The sequence below is a fragment of the Aquimarina sp. KJ22-3 genome, assembly GCF_055808215.1.
On the sequence record NZ_CM147859.1, the window covers coordinates 1,342,612 to 1,364,623 of the forward strand.

Sequence of the window (22,012 nt, forward strand, 5' to 3'; positions counted from 1 at the left end):
GCTTACACCAACAATGAATGTTGCGTCATAGCTTCTGGTTGATCAACACCCATTAGATCCAGGATAGTAGGAGCAATATCTCCCAAAACTCCATCTTTTACTTTGATCCCATCTGCATCAATCAAAATAAAAGGTACTGGGTTGGTCGTATGAGCAGTATGCGGAGAACCATCGGGATTGATCATAGTTTCACAATTTCCGTGATCGGCGATAAGTAATGTGGTGTATCCATTTTCTAATCCAGTAGAAACAACATCCTTGGTGCATTCATCAACAGCTTCACAAGCTTTGATAGCAGCTTCCATCACTCCGGTATGCCCCACCATATCTCCGTTTGCAAAATTGAGACATACAAAATCCACCTCTCCTTTTTGTAATTCAGGAACCAAAGCATCTCTCAATTCATAAGCACTCATTTCAGGTTTTAAATCATAAGTAGCCACCTTTGGTGAGTTTCTAAGAATTCTGGATTCGCCTTCAAAAGGGGTTTCTTGTCCTCCCGAAAAGAAAAAGGTAACATGAGGGTATTTTTCGGTTTCAGCGATTCGAATTTGTTTCTTTCCTGCCTCGGCTAATACCTGTCCTAAGGTATTGGTGATATTTTCTTTATCATAAATTACTTGAATTCCTTCAAAAGTATCATCATAATTCGTCATGGTTACGTAATGAAGCGGTAACTTATGCGTATTGTATTCGTGCATATCTTTTTGCGATAGCATCTCCGTGAGTTCCCGACCTCTATCTGTTCTGAAGTTAAAGAAGATTACAACATCATTCTCTTGAATAGTAGTTATAGCTTCACCATTTTCTTGTATTAAAATGGGTTTGATAAATTCGTCGGTAACGTCTTGATCATAACTGGCCTGGATACTATCCAAAACATTAGTGGTTGGTGTCCCATGTCCGTGTACAAGTAAATCGTAAGCCAATTTTACTCTTTCCCATCGTTTGTCGCGATCCATTGCATAATATCTTCCTACAACAGAAGCAATTTTCCCGGTAGTTTTGGACATGTGTTCCTGTATATTTTGAAGATGCCCTTTTCCTGATTTCGGATCTACGTCTCGTCCATCAGTAAAGGCATGCAAAAACACATTTTCTAATTCGTACTCATGCGCGGCATTCAAAAGACCTTTGATATGATTGATATGAGAATGAACACCTCCATCACTCACTAGACCGAGAAGATGAATGTTTTTGTTGTTTTCTTTGGCATAAGTAAAGGCATTAATCAAAACTTGCTCGTCCTTAAGGGTGTTTTTATCAACAGCCATATTGATTTTGGCAAGATCTTGATATACAATTCTACCAGCCCCCAAATTCATATGTCCTACTTCGCTATTTCCCATCTGACCCTCAGGTAATCCTACATGTAAACCATCGGTTCGTAAAGAAGCACTTGGGTATTTGGTATATAGGCTGTCGATAAAAGGAGTATTGGCGTGATCAATAGCAGAAACTTTTGGATCTGGTGATGTTCCCCATCCATCTAGGATCATTAAGATAACTTTTTTATTCATGGAATTCTGAATTTAGGTTTTAGTTGGTTGTTTTCCCGGTTATTTTTATGCTAAAATAAGACAAGAGACAAAATTACAATTTCATACTCAGCTACACAAAAACATAAGTTTATTGATACATGAATTTTGTTGATGTCTTAGGTAAGGAGAACCCTTTTTTTGTGATACTATTAACGAATTTGTTTGCTGAAGGTTAAAAGTGAGTTATCCTTAAAATTTGATAGTGTTTTGTATGAATATTGTAATTCATTTGTGGTAATAATTTTTTTTGAATAAAATATTTTGGAAACTAGGAGGAGAGGAGATGTTTTGATAAGCATATGTAAATCAGTGAGTTGGTTTAGTTTCAGAATCTTAATATTTTGTTGTACAAAGGTTAAATTTCTGTTATTTAAAATATTAAAATGTAACAAAATGAATAGATCAGAGGTCTTATTAAGTATAATCAATAATTTAACTTTAAATTCATTCATCATGAAAAAAACATTTTTATTCGCTTTTGCGGCGATGCTAATCTCTTCTGCCGCATTTGCAACAGACACCACTACGTCTATTGACAATCAATCTTATGAACTTACAACTGTAAAAACGAGCCCATTTTGCATGGCAATTGTAAAAGGAGATGTGGACACAGTAAAGAAAATGATAGAGCTAGGTAGCGATGTAAATCAAAAGTCTCTAGGAATGACTCCTTTGATGTATGCGGCACGATACAATCGTGTTGAGATCATGAAATTACTTATTGATCAGGGAGCAAATGTAAAAACCAGAGATAAAAAAGGATATACTGCAATGAAATTTGCAGAATTGTCTAACGCCAAGGAAGCTGTAGCGCTTCTTAAAGAAGTATCTTAATTTAATTAGTATATAAGGCAAAAACAGGTTTGTATGACTCATACAAACCTGTTTTTTTATGCGGTTGAATTGATTTTATCTTCCTTGATACTCTCTAATTGCTTCTTTGATTTTTTCAATTCGATTTTCAGGATCTGGATGGGTACTTTGAAATTCTGGAACTCTATTTGGACCTGCCGCAGCTTTCAAAATTTTCATTACATCAATCATCTCATTAGGATCATATCCAGAATTAATCATAAACAAAACACCTAGTTTATCACTTTCTAGTTCATCATCTCTACCATTTCCCAGTAATACATTTTGACCAATACCATTTACGAGCCCTCCCATATCGGCTCCCACAGATGCTCCTGTAGATATGGTTTTCCAAAAATCATGTTCTGCTATTCTTTCTGCAGAATGACGTCCCAGAACATGTCCTATTTCATGACCTAATACTCCGGCTACCTGATCTTCGTTTTCAAGCTTTGATAGTAGGGCATAGGTAATAAAAATTTGACCTCCCGGCAAAGCGAAAGCATTAATCGTATTTGGATCCGCCAACAAATGAAACTCATAACGATACGGCGTTTCTTTGGCCATGCTAGAGTTTACCAATTTGTTACCTACCATGTCGATATAGCTTTGCAACTTTTGGTCTTGATATAAGCCGCCATGTTGTTCTGCCATGGCAGGAGCACTTTGTAATCCTATGGCGATTTCTTGATCACTGGTCATATTGATATTTTGTACTCTATCGGTATATGGATTATGGGTGCGATTACTACATTTTTTGATAAAGGCAAACGCAACAATAGCTACACCTATAAGGATTCTGATTTTTAGGCCGCCACGTCTCATGTAATAAGGTTTTGATTAAAATCTAAATGTACTAAATATAAAATAAAAGTTGCTTACTAATAAAATGTAAAAACACTTTTTAGTAAGCAACTACTAGAGGTTTATCATTCTGTTATAGAATGTATTTAGTGCTAACTAGCATAGTTGAGTTTGCCTAGTTTAGCGATAAAAAAGTTGTGTATAATAGTAATTTCCATTTTCGTCTTGCAGTGCCGCAATCCCGGTATGTGTATAATTACCTTCAATATTATTGCGATGTCCTGTACTGTTTAACCATCCTTCAACAACACTGGCAGCATTAGGATAGAAGCTCGCTACATTTTCTGCAGCACTTGAGGCATTTTCGCTTTGATTTAGTTCATTACTTCTTGCCTGAAAATTATCATGACTAATATCGGCTTCAGCGATCATATATTCGGTATGCTCTATAGCCAATCGCTCTGCAGTAGCATTTACTTCCAGAGGTGATAGTCCTTCACTGGCGCGATGTTCATTGATCAATTTTAAAATTTCATCGGTTACCGACAAGTCGTTAGGTGAGGCGGCTGCATTATCATCGTCAGAACATGAAAAGGCAGTGATTAGCATTACAAAAATGCAACAATACTTCGTAAAGTAGGTTCTCATAGGTATGGGGTCTTTTTTATTAATTAACTAAAATTGGAGCAATTTAGTATAAAAAATTACAATAATTGTGGATTTATATCCAATATGTTTTCATTAATATATTGTTCAATAAAGGTTTCGGTAATGAACTCACTACCTAATAATTTAGCTTTTTTAAGCTCTGAAGCGATATCCAATTTCCTATAGGCTTTCAGCATAGGTATTGATTGGGAAGCGTAAGAATAGTGCCAGGGTTCGTATTTAAAACCCTTTCGGTCAACCCTGTCTGTATAGACCAGATAAAAGCCGAAACTATTGGCATGTTTATCCATCCATTCCTTGAATTTACAGAAAGGACCGTCTCCTTCAAAATTCTTAGCTAGTAACAATCCTTTTGGTTGTGGTGCATTGCCATCTACAATATCCAAATCTGTTCCCCAATGGTGTCTTGAAGTACCAGGAATAGTAGAATATTCAACAATTTTTTGGATCGCTTGGGTGGGGGATAGGCCTCCTGTAGTGAACTTTTTGTATTTACGTTCCCAAATGCGATTTTGATGTGCATAGTTTCGATAACTGGATACTACTTTGATTTCGAATCCACTTTTTTGAGCTGCTGCTTTCATCTTTAAAAAAGCTTCATATGTTTCCTTTTGAAGACGATAACCATCACCAAAAAAAGTAGGATTACCTTTTCCCATAAGGTCATCTTTCGAAAAGGTGTTCTGAAACACAGTAAACCCAGAAAAGGATAATCCTAAAGCCGCAATGGCGTTTGCCTTTATGAAATCACGTCTAAACATAACAGTTGTTCGAAAAGAGTGATAGGGAACTTATTCGATGATACCATCAACGATACCATACTCTAGAGATTCCTGAGCATCCATCCAGTAATCGCGATTAAAATCTTTAAGTACTTTTTCCATATCCTGTCCACAGTTATCTGCTAGGATCTGGGCGCTTAATTCTTTGGTTTTAAGAATTTCGGCCGCTTGAATTTCAATATTTGAAGCCTGCCCTCTGGCACCTCCACTAGGTTGGTGAATCATCACTTTGGCATGAGGTTGGATAAATCTTCTCCCTTTTTCACCAACACTAAGAAGAATTGATCCCATTGAAGCGGCTAATCCCGTACAGATAGTAGAAACAGGGCTTTTTAAACTTTTAATGGTATCATACATAGCAAAACCAGAAGTTACATACCCTCCTGGGCTATTGATATATAACTTTATTTCCTGATCTCCCATCATATCCAAATACATTAGGCGATCAATAACATGTTTTGCGGATTTGTCGTCTACCTGTCCCCAAAGAAATACTGTACGTTCCTCTAAAAATTTTTTGTCTAAAAGGTCTTGCGTTTTTCCCGATTTCTCTTTCATTATAATGGTTTTAAGTTTTAAATTCTATGACAGCTAAATGTATGTCAATTTTTGGAAAAAAACACTAGTAAATCCTGTATTTTACAAAATTTGGAGACAACGTAGTTAAGATATAGGGACTTATAACCTATAAAAAGAGATACATCCACATGCAGTACCCGAACCAGGGGGAGAGGGAGCACCTCCAGAACCGTTTATTGATGTTGTTTGAAAAGCACCAAGTTGTACAGTACTTGTAAATAAATAATTGAAAGTTCCATCTCCATTATCCGTTGTAATAACCGTATGATTTCCCAAAGCCAAACCAGGAATGCTTCCATAGGGTACATTTTCTACAAATATTTCATAACTGAATGGAGTCGCAGTATTGTTTTGCACTTGCAGTTGGTAGGGATTACCTGAACCGAATTGGCCATCGGCAAAAAAGTTAACAATCATATCTGTAGTTGGAGTACCTGTAGGGGTTCCAGAACCTCCAGAACTTGCACCACTCACTCTATAGGTTATTCTTCTATTGGTTATTACCCTGCAGCCACGTAGCGTTAATGTAATTTCTGTTCTCGTGGTACTTATGCAGCCGGCAGTGCTGTTTCTGGCTTCAACAAAATAACTACCTGCAGTAGTAGGAGTAAAACTTGTACTACCAGTTTGTATAGCCGTTCCTCCCGTAGCAACATCATACCAATCTGCTGTTTCCCCTGCATTTACCGTAACTGTGAGGGCAGGTATTGCGCCTCCAATACATGCAGTTTGATCCCCATTACTGATAGGAGCAGAAGGTGAATCGTTAACTATTACATTTGTTGAGTTGGTATTTGAAATTGAACCATCAGAGGAAGTAGCGGTGACGGTATAAGTGTAGTTACCTGCAGCTAAACCAGTTTCTGTAGGGTTTTCTTGAGTAGAATTAAAACTGTATCCTCCTGATCCTGTGCCAGACCAGTTTATGGTTGCTCCAGAACTTCCAGCACCTGAAAGATTAGCAAAAAGAGTTAGGGTTTCTCCAACACAAATAGGGCTATTAGAATCTGGAGTTACGCTTAAGCTTCCTCCGCCATTGTTTACATCTTCAAAAGAAAAATCTGCTCCAGCTTGTCCATTACATACAGCATAGCGAACGGTACCAATTACTAATCTTTTGGAACCGTTACATGGACCATTGGCCAGAAGTCCTCCTCCGCTTTCAACAACCACAGCGGCTCCGGCAGGAAGAGAAAATGTAACATTAGCAGTCCATCTGATGAAGCCATCGCTCAGCATATCAATGCGTTGCGTGTTTAAGCTAGAGGTTCCGGCAATGTCCAAAAAATCACCAGTCCCGTTACCGTCTCCAATGGTTAAAGAATTAAAACTATTAGGAATATTGGAGTTGAGTGTAACGGTCACATCTCCAATAATTGAAACATCATTGGCTCCTGCTACTTGCCCTGGATAATTGGTTGCGGCTACCCAGTTGGTACCATTAAAAACCTCCCAGATTCCTACATTAGTCCAGTTTCCAGAACCAGTTGTTCTATAATCGTTAATAGTTTGTGCAAAGGATACAGAAAAAATAAAACAAGATATAATGGTTATGATATATCTAAGCATGTAAATAATAATGTTTTGGTTAAGAGTATGTTTTTAGAGTAATGCTTTATTTTTCAGACTAAATCATTAGTGTCAAAAATATAGTTTATGTTGATTTTGTGTGTAGTGGAAAACTAATTCATTTTGTAATACCGATAAAAAGACGATTTAATCCTTAAGATACTCCTTTATTTCCTAACCAGCAAATATTTTGCAGTTGTAGACTAGTGGGTTTGTATCTCTCTTTGTAATGATAAAATCATATCACTTATATTTTCTTGGATCAGAAAGTAATACCAGGGAGATATATAAAAAGGTATCTGAAAATTCATCAGATACCTTATTGGGGTAAATTTGACAATGTGTTTACTTTTACTGAATTGTAAAAAGTATCTAATTTTATCGATTTATATATAAGTGTCCAGCTCTGTCCTTTTGACCTTCAATTTTTAATACATAGTAATATGTACCTACAGGTAATTCTTCTCCTTTGGCGATCGTAGCTCTTCCTTCCGAAATTCCACCCCAGGAGTTATCGTATCCTTTTTTGTTGTATACCATCACTCCCCAACGGTTAAAAATCGATAATTCATTCTCTGGGAATTGTGCAATCCCTTGTATGATAAAGGTATCGTTAAGACCGTCACCATTAGGCGATACAGCAGTAAAAATTTCTAAATCTCCATCCAAGATAAGACTAGAGGTTCCGAAGGTAATTACCGTATAGTCGTTAGGAACAAAAGCTTCCGAAGTGATTTCTCCATTATCCAAATCTCCTATAGTTGCTACATTACCAAGGTTGATCCATTGGTTTAGGTTAGGATCCCATCCTACTACTCTTAGGTCATCCAAATCATCTACTAGCGTAGGAATATTACTATTATCATCCCAGGTAAGTGTTACTCTGGTTGATACATCACCATCAAGATCCCAAAATTCAAAATTACTAATCCCAAATAGTAGATCACCAAAACTATTCGTGTCAAATGGTGTAGGGAAAAAGTTAGGATTGTTTGGATCTTCGAAGAAATATGCTCCTCTGGCAGTGTTTACGGCTGCAGCGTTTTCGATTCGCATTGGTCGTAACCTGAAATCGTCTCCGACCGGAAATGTGAAGTCTAAAAGTCCATTGATAGTAGCATATCCATCTACATAACGATCATCGTTGGCTCCCAAATAAGGAGCGTCGTTAATATAATCCAATGAAACTCCTCTTCGGTCTCTTGGTGTAACTACTCTACCTGCTATAAACTCTTGGAAGTTAGTAACACCAACTGCGATCTCAAGATTAAGATCGTTAGCTACATCGATTTCCATATCGTGGAATACAGGTCTGTTATCTCCAGAAACAGTTAAACTTTGATCTGCATTGTAAAAACCAGCTAGACCTAAGTTATTATCAAAAGCACCATCGTTAATTACATCGATATGAAAACCAACTTGACCTTGATCGTGGATTTGTATATCTCCAAAGTTATGAAAGGCTTGTTGGGCTGATAGGGTAATAGGTGCTATTAAACAAATTGCTATGACGATTATTTTATTCATGGGGCTTTAAGATGTGTTTACGGTTTAACCGTACTAATTATATGGCTAAAATAAACTTTATATTTAAATCCGACTAATTTTTTACGGTAAAACGCACATTATTTTCGATGAACGGCGTTTTTTTTGCCGTTTATCAGTGATAAATGGGTTTTTTCATACAAACTGTATGATTATCTAGGACTTAGTCGACCCGCTATGAATAAAATTTCGTGAAAAAGAAAAAAGGTGTAGTTTCATGATTTTGACGATTTATAAAATTTTGACGATGATTAATAATTCTGTTTACTTTACTTATACTGGGTAATTTTTTGATGTTTTAATTTTGTCTGACTCTGTAGGTTATTGTCCTGTTGGTAATTACTCTGGCCGAACCAATAACGGCAGAACCTCCAAATTCTGAAGTAGAATTTGATATTGTGGCGGTTGCCGATATGAGGCTTCCTGGGGCAATAGGAGATGCCAGTGTAATTAAAAAGTCAAATCTATTTGTACTATCTGTGTTTCCATCTGCATCCGTATAACCTGATGTTGTGGCATCGCTATCTATTCCTGAACCTTCTGTAGCCGAGGTGACAAATACTTGACCTTCACCATAATCTACTGATAACCCAAGTTGGTTATCTCCTGCAGTAGCTGTACCTTGATTGATATCGGTTAAGAAAAACTCTACGGTTGCACCTGCACCAACCCAACCTCTTATGCGTAATGTAGTTCCGCTTATGGCAGCAGATTCTATTATTGGAAAATTGATGGAGGTATTTGGTCCGTTATCTGTATCACCATTGTCATTAAGGGTAACACCATCGTTATTTATATCAATACCTAATGCTGGTGCCGAAGTACCATTTGCAAAAATAGAATTTTGAGATATACGATTTCCTGAAGTGTTTCCTCCACTTAATACGATTCCGGCTCCAGCATTGCTGTTTACGATGTTATTGGTAACCGAAGAATTGCTTTGTGAAAGATTAATTCCACTCAATTCTGTACATCCTCCTCCAGTATTTGCACCAGAAGTAGTAATTGTATTTTCGGAAATGGTGATACTTCCTACGGCATCATTGATACCTGTAGCTTCAGCATTTTCTATTAAATTGTTTTGAATAACGATTCCTGCTCCTCCAGTTAGATTGACATTGTATTCACAATTTCGAGCACCGTTACCCGTAAAATGATTATTTTGAATTGTGGTAGATGTTCCTCCATTTACAATAACACCAAAATCAGTATTCGAGGCGATGTAATTACCATCTATTACTACCTCACCACCAGTTACCTGCACACCATCGTCAACATAAGATGCTACTCCTACTGTTCCAACAGCTCCTAAAGCATTCACCCCCAATAGACTTGACGAAATAAGATTATTGGTTCCAGAATTTTGTCTTACAGCTCTTCGGTTTCCTCCATATACTGCTATATTTCTTATAATCGTATTCGAAGCTGCCATTTGTAATACATCTCCAAAATCACTTCGTACCTGAATTTCAGGTAGGTTATAGTTTGGTAGGGTAGTAGCGGATACACCAACAGTACTTCCTCCTGCGCCTATGGTACCGGTATTAGTATCGCCGGAATAGGCAGTTTGGGTTCTACCATCAATGCTCGTATTGTCAGAGGTTATTTCTGTAAGTTGATTGCTTGTTGTATTGATGTCAAAAAAACCATTGGCTACATCGTAATTCGGATCTGCCGTTCTTCCGAGCGGATCTGTATTGGTCGGAATCATAAATATAGAGGTATCCACACCAGCAGCTGGATTAAAAATACCATTAGCTTCAATATTTAACCCAGTTTCATCCAAATTATTAGCATTCACTATAAATTGTTCTAAAGACCCTTGACCATCTGCGTTAGTATTTACAATGGTGTTAAAATTGAACCCAAAGTCAAGATCAACAACTCCTTCTCCATTTATGGTAACACTAGAAACGGTTTGAGCTCCGGTAAGTGTATTTGAAGCAGCATCTGTAGCGGTAGGGTCTACACCTCCCACTTCATTAGGCTGATCGGTAAATGTACCTCCTGATGCATAATCCCTTCTGAAGGTTTGTATTGGCAAACAAGTTGTACAAGCCGCTCCTCCACCTCTTGTGGAACTCACGGTATTGTTCACTACACGAACGCGATATGTTCCATCAGGAATACCTCCAAAAGTATATTCTCCAGTATTATCTGAGGTTGTTGCTTCTTCAAAGGTAAATGTGCCAGGGCTGGTTTCTCTGTATAATTCTACTCGCGCATTTTCGATACCTACACCAGAAGAAGTTGCAAGATTTCTTCCAACGCCACCAGGGTAATTAACATCTTCAAAAACGAATCCGGTAATAAGGTTACTTGGTACCTTGAGTAAAACAGTATTCAGAATGATAAAATCATTTCCAGTAGTAACCTCTGTCGTAGCCGATGTTTCTCCAGGTCCGATCAGTGCAGAGATGTCATAGGTATCTAAGTCTATGGCAAAATCTGTATTGGTATTCACATTGGGTATAACGGTATCGTCAAATATAGTAGAGTTAAATACATTTTGGTTTGCTCCTGTATTATCTCCATCACCATTCAATGTAGTGTTATTTACACCAACAGTTAAGGATATTTCTTCATTCCCGGTGATATCTCCATCTCCTTCCCAGGATAAAACTGATGTTTTAGATCCAGCGGCACCAATAGCATAAAAACCATCAAGAGTATATGTTGTCGTATTGTTTGAAGAGGCATCAAAACCGTTATACATGTTTATTCCCACAGCTGGGAAAGCAGGGTTTGTATAAAATATCATTAATGACCAACCTCCAATAATAATAGTATTGTCACATAGCGTACGATTATCTACCGATAACCCGCTAAAATCATAAACATTGGTAGAAGGGTCTGCAATACCTTGAATAATGGAAGTTACATCTCCCACCATTCCATAAGTAGTACCCCCATTGGCCGAATTGATAACACTAGCGGTTACATTTTGTCCTTCGAAGACGACAACATCATCTGCACTAGGACTGGTATGACCCCAGATAAGATATGCTTGCTCTATAGTTGATCCTGGTGGTATAGCAGTGGTTAACGTATTCGATGAGGAAGCGGCAATTCCACAAGGGTCAACAGAATCCGAAGCTAACCTTAGCGAACCTCCAGTAAGGGCATAATCAAAATAACCATTAAATTCATCAAATAAAGTAAGCGGTACGTCATCATCTACTGGAGTATCTCCAGCATCATCAGTAATTGTACCAATACCTTCTATAAGTCCAACAGTGGAGTTAGATACATTATTTAAAGTAAGGTAAAATATCTCATCATTTTCTGCGAAAGTGTTATCAATAATAGGTACCGTAACTGTTCTTTGTTCGTTATTTACTCCAGTAAAACTTAATGTTCCTGAAGTTGTAGTATAGTCAGAGTCGGCAAATGCAGTACCATCTTCAGTAAGGTAATCTACCGTGAAACCTCCTGGTACATTTCCGTTTAAAGTTACTGTAAAAGTTGCAGTTCCCGCATCTTCACTTACGGTTACATTACTTACATTTAAGAAGACAGAGGCACAAGAAATACGAGCTACCCAACCATCGTCTACAACAGTGACATCCGAAGTAAATACAAAAGTAAGACAACCGCTAGGGTCTGTAGAAACGATTTGCCTTGGAACATTTTCATTATCAAAAACACCGATTTGTGTAGTTGTTGTAGTTCCTTCGAAAATAGCTAAACCATCAAAAAAGTCTTCTACATTAAATTCTTCAAAATCTAAAACAATAACACTTCCAGGAGTATCTGGACATAGCGTATAGGTTATTGATTCATTATTGCTGTAATTTCCGTTAAAACTTCCTGTGTCTACAAAAAAACCACTACAGGTATTATCGGTTACTCCATCCGTAATAACGAACGGAATTTCATCATCCACAATAGTCCCTTCTGCTTGCGAATCCGTAATTGTGACTTGTGGGCTGCTAACCCCAGTAAGATTTACAAAAAAGCTTTCGTTACCCTCTGTATCTCCATCGTTAATAATGGTTACCGATATAGCCTGTGTTTCTCCACTTGTTCCGGAAAAGGAAATAGCAGGAGGGGAGGCAGTGGCTGTATAATCACCAGGTGCAATTGCTGTATTATCTGCTGTGGCAAAATTAACAGTAAAGCCTCCAGGAACATCTGCTCCGGTATGTGTAATTACAAAATTTGCTGTACCAGAAGCTTCACCAATGTTGGTAAGATCGGCGATACTAATACCAGCATCGTTATCTTGTATCGTTACTTCTCCCTGATTGTCACTTATGGTAACAAGGGCATTGCTTACTGTGCCAAGGTTTACAAAAAAGTTATGATTTCCCTCTACATCAGAATCATCTATTATAGGGATTGTTATTTGTTGTGTTTCTGGGAGACTACCCGTACCCGTAAATGAAATTGTTGGAGTAGGGGCACCCGTAGCCGTATAATCTGCAGTGGCAGTAGCAGAACCATCTGCTGTTGAGTATTCTATAGTAAATCCTCCCGCGACATTAGCACCAGATAAAACAACATCCAAGGTGGCAGTTCCATCACCTTCATTCACGGTAACGTTTCCAATAGCAATCGATGCGGTGTCATCATCATTAATAGTTCCTTCTCCTTGTGAATCACTTATCGTGACTGTCCCATCACTTGGATTGGCAATATCCACGAAAAAAGTTTCTGTATTTTCTGTGAAATTATCATCAATAATAGGTATAGAAATGGTCTGTGTTTCTCCGGTGGTACCAGAAAATGTAATGGTGGGAGTTGGAGCACCGGTTGCCGTATAATCTCCAGGTGCAGTTGCTGTATTATCAGCAGTAGTATACTCTACAGTAAAGGGGCCTGTAGTATTAGCTCCCGAATGCGTAACCGTAAAATCTATGGTCCCTGCATTTTCATTTACTACAGCATCACCAATAGATAAATCTGCTGCAGAAGCAGTACAAGCAATAGTGGCTTCCCAACCGGAAAAATTAAAAATAAAATCCGCAGTAAATCTAAATGTAAGACATCCTGTGGTAGAGGATATTGTAGTACCATTAGGAGAATTACCATTGTCAAAAATACCTATGAGCGGACTAGCAGTAGAAGTTCCATCATAGATTCTTAGAAAGTCAAAATCGTCCTCTACGTTAAATTGAGTAAACGTAATATTTACATTCGATCCCGCGACGTCTGGACATATGGTATATGTAATATCTTCGTTATTAGAATAGTTTCCACCAGAGCCCCCTGAATCAACAAAAGTTCCGGTACAAGTATTTACAGTTACCCCGTCAGTAATAACAAAGGTGCTACTGTCGGTTGTAAATAGAACGTTGTCTATTAAGATTGTTTCTGCACCATTCCAAGCATTATCCCCACCAACAAATTGTATTCCGGAATTAGCGGAAATTTGATCTGCAGTTAATGTATGCGTAATAGTACCGGTATTAGTAGTATTAATGGTGGCTATAGTTACCCATGCACCAGCAGAATTTCTCAATTGGACTAACAAGGATTCATTACCTCTACTTGTTGCATCAAAGTCCAGCGTAAGAGTAACGGCTGTCGCTGCACTTAAATCAAGTAACCTACTAATACTTCGGCCATCAAGATTATTGAACTCTAATTGATTTCCATTTATTTCTATTCTACCTCCATTTGGAGAACCTCCATCAAAATTTTCAACCCATCCAGGGGTCCATGTTTGATTACCAGAACTATTTGCATAATTACCTCCTCCATTAAAATTATCAGCATAGGTATCCTGCCCAAATAAAGAATGTATTGACAATACAGCAATAGAGAAAAGTGTAAGTAGATATGTTATTTTCTGTATCAATCTCATATGTTAGCATTAATTACCTAACTACGAACACCACATTGATCAAGGTATTGTCATCGGTTGGTATACTTAATATGTCATACTGCAAAACTCCGGCGTCACTTAAACTATCGATATTAAAAACGACTGGATCTGCAAAAGTTACATAATAGTAAAGTTCATTAGCTTCATAAATGGGGATTGTATTGGGAGCACTAGGACTGCTTATCACCGGTGTTGCATATTGCGCTCTATACAAAGCATATAAATCTATAGTTTGATTGCTTACTATTGCCGAAGCATCAATTTCAATAGAAGGAGGGAAGAATACTCTTCCAGCTTTTGAAGTAATTGGAGCTATCGCCTGAACCACTTCTTGTAAGTTTGTCTCGTTAGTAGGAGTAGAGACAGCATCTTCATCGACATCTATTGGTGTCGCAAGTAGTACTTCTGCATCGGTTTGGTCATCTGTAGCTCTTTGCCATCCATTAGTTGCGCCGGTATAACGATATATTTCTTCGTCGTCCAGATTAAAGACCACTGATCCTATTTGTGGATTAATAATAGCATTAATCTCAGTTAGGTTAGTAGCGGTGGGTAACCCCATCAAAGCATTAGCATCATTTGGACCTATCTGCGCAAAAGCCTGATTCATTAATGCTAGAAATAATATTAATAGGGGTAATTTTTTCATTTTGATATCTATTAATCCTTATTATATGTTTTAAATAATATTTATTAGAAATCGAGTACGGTAAACATAAATTCTAAATCAATATCGTCTTTCTGATTGGTTCCATTGTCACTATCTCCAATATTTACTCTAAATCCGGTAGTAGTTTGGTTATAATATGTGATTCCGGGATCATCATAATCTTGTCCAGTATTTCCTGGGCAATCACCACCACAATCCAAAATGGAAAGTTGTATGATATAATTAGCGTCAGGCATTGCGTTGGTGAAAGTGATTTGATAGTCACCTTCGTCAATTCTAGATACGGTTGCGTTTAAAATTTTAAGCGCTGATCCTGCTCCAGAAACTTTACCCATAGCTTTTACAGGACTAGCAAAGAATGCTCCTCCATCACTACCTACGGTAATATCGTTATTGGCATTAGTACTAACCACATTAGCTGTTTGTGTATCTGGAGTTGGTGTATTTTCATTGGTGTATGTGATTACACCCGTTGTTGTATTCTGAGATAGATTCGTCACAATATTTGTTGCCGGGTCACCTGTTGGTCCTTGTGCACCAGTAGCTCCAGTAGCACCTGTTGGTCCTTGAAGTCCAGTTGCTCCCTGAGGTCCAGTTGCTCCTGCAGGTCCTTGTAAACCTATTGGTCCTTGTGCACCCGTAGGTCCTTGAGGTCCTGTAGTTCCTTGTGCACCGGTTGCTCCAGTAGCACCCGTAGGTCCTTGCGCTCCAGTAGCACCTGTCGGTCCTTGTGCTCCAGTGGCACCTGTATTTCCTGTTGGTCCTTGTGCACCAGTAGCTCCAGTAGCACCTGTTGGTCCTTGTGCACCAGTAGCTCCAGTGGCACCTGTCGGTCCTTGCGCACCGGTTGCTCCAGTGGCACCTGTTGGTCCTTGTGCTCCGGTTGCTCCAGTGGCACCCGTAGGTCCTTGTGCTCCTGTTGCTCCAGTAGCACCCGTAGGTCCTTGTGCTCCGGTTGCACCTGTATTTCCTGTTGGTCCTTGTGCTCCGGTTGCACCTGTATTTCCTGTTGGTCCTTGCGCTCCGGTTGCTCCAGTTGCACCCGTAGGTCCTTGCGCACCGGTTGCTCCAGTTGCACCAGTAGGTCCTTGTGCTCCGGTTGCTCCAGTGGCACCTGTCGGTCCTTGCGCACCGGTTGCTCCAGTGGCACCTGTTGGTCCTTGTGCTCCGGTTGCTCCAGTGGCACCCGTAGGTCCTTGTGCTCCGGTTGCTCCAGTAGCACCCGTAGGTCCTTGCGCACCGGTTGCTCCAGTAGCACCTGTTGGTCCTTGTGCTCCGGTTGCACCTGTATTTCCTGTTGGTCCTTGCGCTCCGGTTGCTCCAGTAGCACCTGTCGGTCCTTGTGCTCCGGTTGCTCCAGTGGCACCTGTTGGTCCTTGTGCACCGGTTGCTCCAGTAGCACCTGTAGGTCCTTGTGCTCCTGTTGCTCCAGTAGCACCTGTTGGTCCTTGCGCACCGGTTGCTCCAGTAGCACCTGTTGGTCCTTGTGCACCAGTAGCTCCAGTGGCACCTGTTGGTCCTTGCGCACCGGTTGCTCCAGTGGCACCTGTCGGTCCTTGTGCTCCGGTTGTTCCAGTAGCACCCGTAGGTCCTTGTGCTCCGGTTGCTCCAGTCGCACCTGTTGGTCCTTGTGCACCGGTTGCTCCAGTCGCACCCGTAGGTCCTTGTGCACCAGTTGCACCTGTATTTCCTGTCGGCCCTTGTGCACCGGTTGCTCCAGTAGCACCTGTTGGTCCTTGTGCACCGGTTGCTCCAGTAGCACCTGTCGGTCCTTGTGTTCCGGTTGCTCCAGTAGGTCCTTGTGCTCCAGTGGCACCTGTATTACCTGTTGGTCCTTGTGCTCCGGTTGCTCCAGTCGCACCTGTTGGTCCTTGTGCACCGGTTGCTCCAGTTGCACCAGTAGGTCCTTGTGCACCGGTTGCTCCAGTATTTCCTGTTGGTCCTTGCGCACCAGTAGCTCCAGTATTTCCTGTCGGTCCTTGTGCACCAGTGGCACCTGTATTTCCTGTTGGTCCTTGTGCTCCTGTTGCTCCAGTAGCACCCGTAGGTCCTTGTGCTCCTGTTGCTCCAGTGGCACCTGTTGGTCCTTGAGCTCCGGTTGCTCCAGTAGCACCTGTTGGTCCTTGTGCTCCGGTTGCTCCAGTGGCACCCGTAGGTCCTTGTGCACCGGTTGCTCCAGTAGCACCTGTTGGTCCTTGCGCACCGGTTGCTCCAGTAGCACCTGTCGGTCCTTGTGCACCAGTGGCACCTGTATTTCCTGTTGGTCCTTGTGCTCCGGTTGCTCCAGTAGCACCTGTTGGTCCTTGCGCTCCAGTGGCACCTGTATTACCTGTTGGTCCTTGTGCACCAGTAGCTCCAGTGGCACCAGTAGGTCCTTGCGCACCGGTTGCTCCAGTCGCACCCGTAGGTCCTTGTGCACCAGTTGCACCTGTATTTCCTGTCGGCCCTTGTGCACCGGTTGCTCCAGTAGCACCTGTTGGTCCTTGTGCACCGGTTGCTCCAGTAGCACCTGTCGGTCCTTGTGTTCCGGTTGCTCCAGTAGGTCCTTGTGCTCCAGTGGCACCTGTATTACCTGTTGGTCCTTGTGCTCCGGTTGCTCCAGTCGCACCTGTTGGTCCTTGTGCACCGGTTGCTCCAGTTGCACCAGTAGGTCCTTGTGCACCGGTTGCTCCAGTATTTCCTGTTGGTCCTTGCGCACCAGTAGCTCCAGTATTTCCTGTCGGTCCTTGTGCACCAGTGGCACCTGTATTTCCTGTTGGTCCTTGTGCACCGGTTGCTCCAGTAGCACCTGTTGGTCCTTGCGCACCGGTTGCTCCAGTGGCACCCGTAGGTCCTTGTGCTCCGGTTGCTCCAGTATTTCCTGTTGGTCCTTGTGCTCCGGTTGCTCCAGTAGCACCTGTCGGTCCTTGTGCTCCTGTTGCTCCAGTAGCACCTGTCGGTCCTTGTGCACCAGTGGCACCTGTATTTCCTGTTGGTCCTTGTGCACCGGTTGCTCCAGTAGCACCTGTTGGTCCTTGTGCTCCGGTTGCTCCAGTAGCACCTGTCGGTCCTTGCGCACCGGTTGCTCCAGTATTACCTGTCGGTCCTTGTGCTCCGGTTGCTCCAGTAGCACCCGTAGGTCCTTGTGCTCCTGTTGCTCCAGTGGCACCTGTTGGTCCTTGAGCTCCGGTTGCTCCAGTAGCACCTGTTGGTCCTTGTGCTCCGGTTGCTCCAGTGGCACCCGTAGGTCCTTGTGCTCCGGTTGCTCCAGTAGCACCTGTTGGTCCTTGCGCACCGGTTGCTCCAGTAGCACCTGTCGGTCCTTGTGCACCAGTGGCACCTGTATTTCCTGTTGGTCCTTGTGCTCCTGTTGCTCCAGTAGGTCCTTGCGCACCGGTTGCTCCAGTCGCACCTGTTGGTCCTTGTGCACCAGTAGCTCCAGTGGCACCAGTAGGTCCTTGCGCACCGGTTGCTCCAGTCGCACCCGTAGGTCCTTGTGCACCAGTTGCACCTGTATTTCCTGTCGGCCCTTGTGCACCGGTTGCTCCAGTAGCACCTGTTGGCCCTTGAGCTCCTGTTGCTCCAGTAGCACCCGTCGGCCCTTGTGCACCAGTGGCACCTGTATTTCCTGTTGGTCCTTGTGCTCCAGTGGCACCTGTTGGTCCTTGTGCACCAGTAGCACCTGTATTACCTGTTGCTCCTTGTGCCCCGGTTGCTCCAGTAGCACCTGTTGGTCCTTGTGCACCGGTTGCTCCAGTAGCACCTGTCGGTCCTTGTGTTCCGGTTGCTCCAGTAGGTCCTTGTGCTCCAGTGGCACCTGTATTACCTGTTGGTCCTTGTGCTCCGGTTGCTCCAGTAGCACCTGTTGGTCCTTGCGCTCCAGTGGCACCTGTATTTCCTGTTGGTCCTTGTGCACCAGTGGCACCTGTATTACCTGTTGGTCCTTGAGCTCCTGTTGCTCCAGTAGCACCCGTAGGTCCTTGCGCACCAGTAGCTCCAGTAGCACCTGTCGGCCCTTGTGCACCAGTGGCACCTGTTGGTCCTTGCGCACCGGTTGCTCCAGTAGCACCCGTAGGTCCTTGCGCACCAGTAGTTCCAGTCGCACCTGTTGGTCCTTGCGCACCGGTTGCTCCAGTAGCACCCGTAGGTCCTTGTGCACCAGTAGCTCCAGTGGCACCTGTTGGTCCTTGTGCTCCGGTTGCTCCAGTAGCACCTGTTGGTCCTTGCGCTCCAGTGGCACCTGTATTACCTGTTGGTCCTTGTGCACCGGTTGCTCCAGTGGCACCTGTTGGTCCTTGTGCACCAGTTGCACCTGTATTTCCTGTTGGTCCTTGTGCACCAGTTGCACCTGTATTACCTGTTGGTCCTTGTGCTCCAGTAGCTCCAGTAGCACCTGTCGGTCCTTGTGCTCCAGTAGCTCCAGTCGCACCTGTCGGTCCTTGTGTTCCTGTTGCTCCAGTGGCACCCGTATTTCCTGTTGGTCCTTGCGCTCCGGTTGCTCCAGTCGCACCTGTTGGTCCTTGTGCACCGGTTGCTCCAGTGGCACCTGTTGGTCCTTGTGCTCCAGTTGCACCTGTATTTCCTGTTGGTCCTTGTGCACCGGTTGCTCCGGTAGCACCCGTAGGTCCTTGTGCTCCTGTTGCTCCGGTAGCACCTGTCGGTCCTTGTGCACCAGTGGCACCTGTATTTCCTGTTGGTCCTTGTGCACCGGTTGCTCCAGTGGCACCCGTAGCTCCTTGTGCTCCAGTGGCACCTGTATTTCCTGTTGGTCCTTGTGCACCAGTAGCTCCAGTCGCACCTGTCGGTCCTTGTGTTCCTGTTGCTCCAGTTGCACCCGTATTTCCTGTTGGTCCTTGCGCTCCGGTTGCTCCAGTCGCACCTGTTGGTCCTTGAGCTCCTGTTGCTCCAGTGGCACCCGTAGGTCCTTGCGCACCGGTTGCTCCAGTATTTCCTGTTGGTCCTTGTGCACCGGTTGCTCCAGTAGCACCCGTAGGTCCTTGTGCTCCAGTGGCACCTGTATTACCTGTTGGTCCTTGTGCACCAGTAGCTCCAGTCGCACCTGTCGGTCCTTGTGTTCCTGTTGCTCCAGTGGCACCCGTATTTCCTGTTGGTCCTTGCGCTCCGGTTGCTCCAGTCGCACCTGTTGGTCCTTGAGCTCCTGTTGCTCCAGTGGCACCCGTAGGTCCTTGCGCACCGGTTGCTCCAGTATTTCCTGTTGGTCCTTGTGCACCGGTTGCTCCAGTAGCACCCGTAGGTCCTTGTGCACCAGTAGCACCTGTATTACCTGTTGGTCCTTGTGCACCAGTAGCTCCAGTAGCACCCGTCGGTCCTTGCGCACCAGTGGCACCTGTATTTCCTGTTGGTCCTTGTGCTCCAGTTGCACCTGTGTTTCCTGTTGGTCCTTGTGCACCAGTAGTTCCAGTCGCACCTGTTGGTCCTTGCGCTCCTGTTGCTCCAGTAGCACCCGTAGGTCCTTGTGTTCCTGTTGCTCCAGTGGCACCTGTAGGCCCTTGTGCTCCGGTTGCTCCAGTAGCACCTGTCGGTCCTTGTGCACCAGTGGCACCTGTATTTCCTGTTGGTCCTTGCGCACCAGTAGCTCCAGTAGCACCTGTTGGCCCTTGCGCACCAGTAGCTCCAGTAGCACCTGTTGGTCCTTGCGCTCCGGTTGCTCCAGTGGCACCTGTTGGTCCTTGTGCTCCGGTTGCTCCAGTAGCACCTGTTGGTCCTTGTGCACCAGTGGCACCTGTATTTCCTGTTGGTCCTTGTGCACCGGTTGCTCCAGTAGCACCTGTAGGTCCTTGTGCTCCTGTTGCTCCAGTAGCACCTGTTGGTCCTTGCGCACCGGTTGCTCCAGTAGCACCTGTTGGTCCTTGTGCACCAGTAGCTCCAGTGGCACCTGTTGGTCCTTGTGCACCGGTTGCTCCAGTAGCACCTGTTGGTCCTTGTGCTCCTGTTGCTCCAGTAGCACCCGTAGGTCCTTGTGCTCCTGTTGCTCCAGTGGCACCTGTTGGTCCTTGAGCTCCGGTTGCTCCAGTAGCACCTGTTGGTCCTTGTGCACCAGTAGCTCCAGTGGCACCTGTTGGTCCTTGTGCACCGGTTGCTCCAGTAGCACCTGTTGGCCCTTGAGCTCCAGTTGCTCCAGTAGCACCCGTAGGTCCTTGTGCACCAGTGGCACCTGTATTTCCTGTTGGTCCTTGCGCACCAGTAGTTCCAGTAGCACCTGTAGGTCCAGTGGCACCTGTAGGTCCTTGTGCTCCGGTTGCTCCAGTAGCACCCGTCGGTCCTTGTGCTCCAGTGGCACCTGTATTTCCTGTTGGTCCTTGCGCACCAGTAGTTCCAGTAGCACCTGTAGGCCCTTGTGCTCCAGTGGCACCTGTATTTCCTGTTGGTCCTTGTGCACCGGTTGCTCCAGTAGCACCTGTCGGTCCTTGTGCACCAGTGGCACCTGTATTTCCTGTTGGTCCTTGTGCACCGGTTGCTCCAGTAGCACCTGTAGGTCCTTGTGCACCAGTAGCTCCAGTAGCACCTGTCGGTCCTTGTGCACCAGTGGCACCTGTATTACCTGTTGGTCCCTGTGCACCGGTTGCTCCAGTGGCACCCGTCGGTCCTTGTGCTCCAGTGGCACCTGTATTTCCTGTTGGTCCTTGAGGACCTGTTGGACCTGTAGCACCAAATGTAGTTTGTGTTCCGTCTTCTGCGGTATATGTAAAAGTCCCGTCTGGGTTGGACGTTAATGTCGAGATTGTTTCTGTGAAAGAACCTCCTCCGTTGGATAAGGTAATCGTATTACCACTTTGACTTAAGATTTGTATTTCGTTGGTTGGATCAGCATCTGAATCATTAATTAAGGAAGAAAGATTAACTGCTCCACCATTTTCTAAAGTCAAGATGTTAGTGGTCGAATCGAAACTTAATTGTTGATCATCATTGCCTGTACAAAGACTACTCCAACTATTATTGTTAAATTGAAAGATGCAATTGTTATCAGTATTATATACTAAAGCTCCATTTAAGGGAGTAATGGCATTCATTTGAGCATCAGTAACTCTTGTAAGAACAAATGCTCTATCTGAACTTTCTAGTTCCATCAAGGAACTTGCATCAATAAGATTAGGGTTATCACCAACTTTGACTTGTGCCTGAGAGGTAGCTAAAGATAAAAATAAGATGATAAAGAGTAATTTTATCCTCA

General features: G+C 43.4%; 12 protein-coding genes. 1 reads left to right on the forward strand and 11 read right to left on the reverse strand.

What is annotated here, in order from left to right:
• Positions 1 to 2: 2 nt before the first annotated feature.
• On the reverse strand, positions 3 to 1,520 hold the full coding sequence (gene gpmI / locus AC0L3Q_RS05890; protein WP_473285728.1) for a 2,3-bisphosphoglycerate-independent phosphoglycerate mutase: 1,518 nt from the start codon (positions 1,518 to 1,520) through the stop codon (positions 3 to 5).
• Positions 1,521 to 1,994: 474 nt separating this feature from the next.
• Here gpmI and AC0L3Q_RS05895 point away from each other — a divergent pair, with 474 nt between their 5' ends.
• Positions 1,995 to 2,375 carry an ankyrin repeat domain-containing protein gene (locus AC0L3Q_RS05895; RefSeq protein WP_473285729.1) on the forward strand — a complete coding sequence of 127 codons (381 nt, stop codon included), beginning with the start codon at positions 1,995 to 1,997 and terminating at the stop codon, positions 2,373 to 2,375.
• Positions 2,376 to 2,450: 75 nt separating this feature from the next.
• Here AC0L3Q_RS05895 and AC0L3Q_RS05900 read toward each other — a convergent pair whose 3' ends face one another.
• From AC0L3Q_RS05900 to AC0L3Q_RS05945, 10 genes are all read right to left on the reverse strand, one after another.
• Complete coding sequence (locus AC0L3Q_RS05900) at positions 2,451 to 3,218, reverse strand: M48 family metalloprotease (RefSeq protein WP_473285730.1); 768 nt, start codon at positions 3,216 to 3,218, stop codon at positions 2,451 to 2,453.
• A gap of 159 nt (positions 3,219 to 3,377) precedes the next feature.
• Positions 3,378 to 3,845, reverse strand: coding sequence for a CAP domain-containing protein (locus tag AC0L3Q_RS05905; RefSeq protein WP_473285731.1), 468 nt, complete (start codon positions 3,843 to 3,845; stop codon positions 3,378 to 3,380).
• Between the two features lie 56 nt (positions 3,846 to 3,901).
• Positions 3,902 to 4,627, reverse strand: a complete 726-nt coding sequence (locus AC0L3Q_RS05910) for a M15 family metallopeptidase (protein ID WP_473285732.1) — start codon at positions 4,625 to 4,627, stop codon at positions 3,902 to 3,904.
• Positions 4,628 to 4,657: 30 nt separating this feature from the next.
• On the reverse strand, positions 4,658 to 5,209 hold the full coding sequence (locus AC0L3Q_RS05915) for a ClpP family protease (RefSeq protein WP_473286902.1): 552 nt from the start codon (positions 5,207 to 5,209) through the stop codon (positions 4,658 to 4,660).
• Between the two features lie 117 nt (positions 5,210 to 5,326).
• Positions 5,327 to 6,796 (reverse strand): immunoglobulin domain-containing protein, encoded by a 1,470-nt coding sequence (locus AC0L3Q_RS05920; protein WP_473285733.1) that lies wholly within the window; start codon positions 6,794 to 6,796, stop codon positions 5,327 to 5,329.
• A 378-nt stretch (positions 6,797 to 7,174) separates the two neighbouring features.
• Positions 7,175 to 8,323 carry a gliding motility-associated C-terminal domain-containing protein gene (locus AC0L3Q_RS05925; RefSeq protein ID WP_473285734.1) on the reverse strand — a complete coding sequence of 383 codons (1,149 nt, stop codon included), beginning with the start codon at positions 8,321 to 8,323 and terminating at the stop codon, positions 7,175 to 7,177.
• 316 nt (positions 8,324 to 8,639) lie between these two features.
• On the reverse strand, positions 8,640 to 14,150 hold the full coding sequence (locus AC0L3Q_RS05930; RefSeq protein WP_473285735.1) for a beta strand repeat-containing protein: 5,511 nt from the start codon (positions 14,148 to 14,150) through the stop codon (positions 8,640 to 8,642).
• A gap of 13 nt (positions 14,151 to 14,163) precedes the next feature.
• Positions 14,164 to 14,820, reverse strand: a complete 657-nt coding sequence (locus tag AC0L3Q_RS05935; protein WP_473285736.1) for a hypothetical protein — start codon at positions 14,818 to 14,820, stop codon at positions 14,164 to 14,166.
• Between the two features lie 44 nt (positions 14,821 to 14,864).
• Positions 14,865 to 15,341, reverse strand: coding sequence for a hypothetical protein (locus tag AC0L3Q_RS05940; protein WP_473285737.1), 477 nt, complete (start codon positions 15,339 to 15,341; stop codon positions 14,865 to 14,867).
• Between the two features lie 119 nt (positions 15,342 to 15,460).
• Positions 15,461 to 21,490, reverse strand: coding sequence for a hypothetical protein (locus AC0L3Q_RS05945; protein WP_473285738.1), 6,030 nt, complete (start codon positions 21,488 to 21,490; stop codon positions 15,461 to 15,463).
• Positions 21,491 to 22,012 lie beyond the last annotated feature (522 nt).

Excerpts from the sequence above, each read along its gene's own strand:
- gpmI (WP_473285728.1), bottom strand. The coding sequence starts at position 1,520 with ATGAATAAAAAAGTTATCTTAATGATCCTAGATGGATGGGGAACATCA.
- AC0L3Q_RS05895 (WP_473285729.1), top strand. The coding sequence starts at position 1,995 with ATGAAAAAAACATTTTTATTCGCTTTTGCGGCGATGCTAATCTCTTCT.
- AC0L3Q_RS05900 (WP_473285730.1), bottom strand. The coding sequence starts at position 3,218 with ATGAGACGTGGCGGCCTAAAAATCAGAATCCTTATAGGTGTAGCTATT.
- AC0L3Q_RS05905 (WP_473285731.1), bottom strand. The coding sequence starts at position 3,845 with ATGAGAACCTACTTTACGAAGTATTGTTGCATTTTTGTAATGCTAATC.
- AC0L3Q_RS05910 (WP_473285732.1), bottom strand. The coding sequence starts at position 4,627 with ATGTTTAGACGTGATTTCATAAAGGCAAACGCCATTGCGGCTTTAGGA.
- AC0L3Q_RS05920 (WP_473285733.1), bottom strand. The coding sequence starts at position 6,796 with ATGCTTAGATATATCATAACCATTATATCTTGTTTTATTTTTTCTGTA.
- AC0L3Q_RS05925 (WP_473285734.1), bottom strand. The coding sequence starts at position 8,323 with ATGAATAAAATAATCGTCATAGCAATTTGTTTAATAGCACCTATTACC.
- AC0L3Q_RS05930 (WP_473285735.1), bottom strand. The coding sequence starts at position 14,150 with ATGAGATTGATACAGAAAATAACATATCTACTTACACTTTTCTCTATT.
- AC0L3Q_RS05935 (WP_473285736.1), bottom strand. The coding sequence starts at position 14,820 with ATGAAAAAATTACCCCTATTAATATTATTTCTAGCATTAATGAATCAG.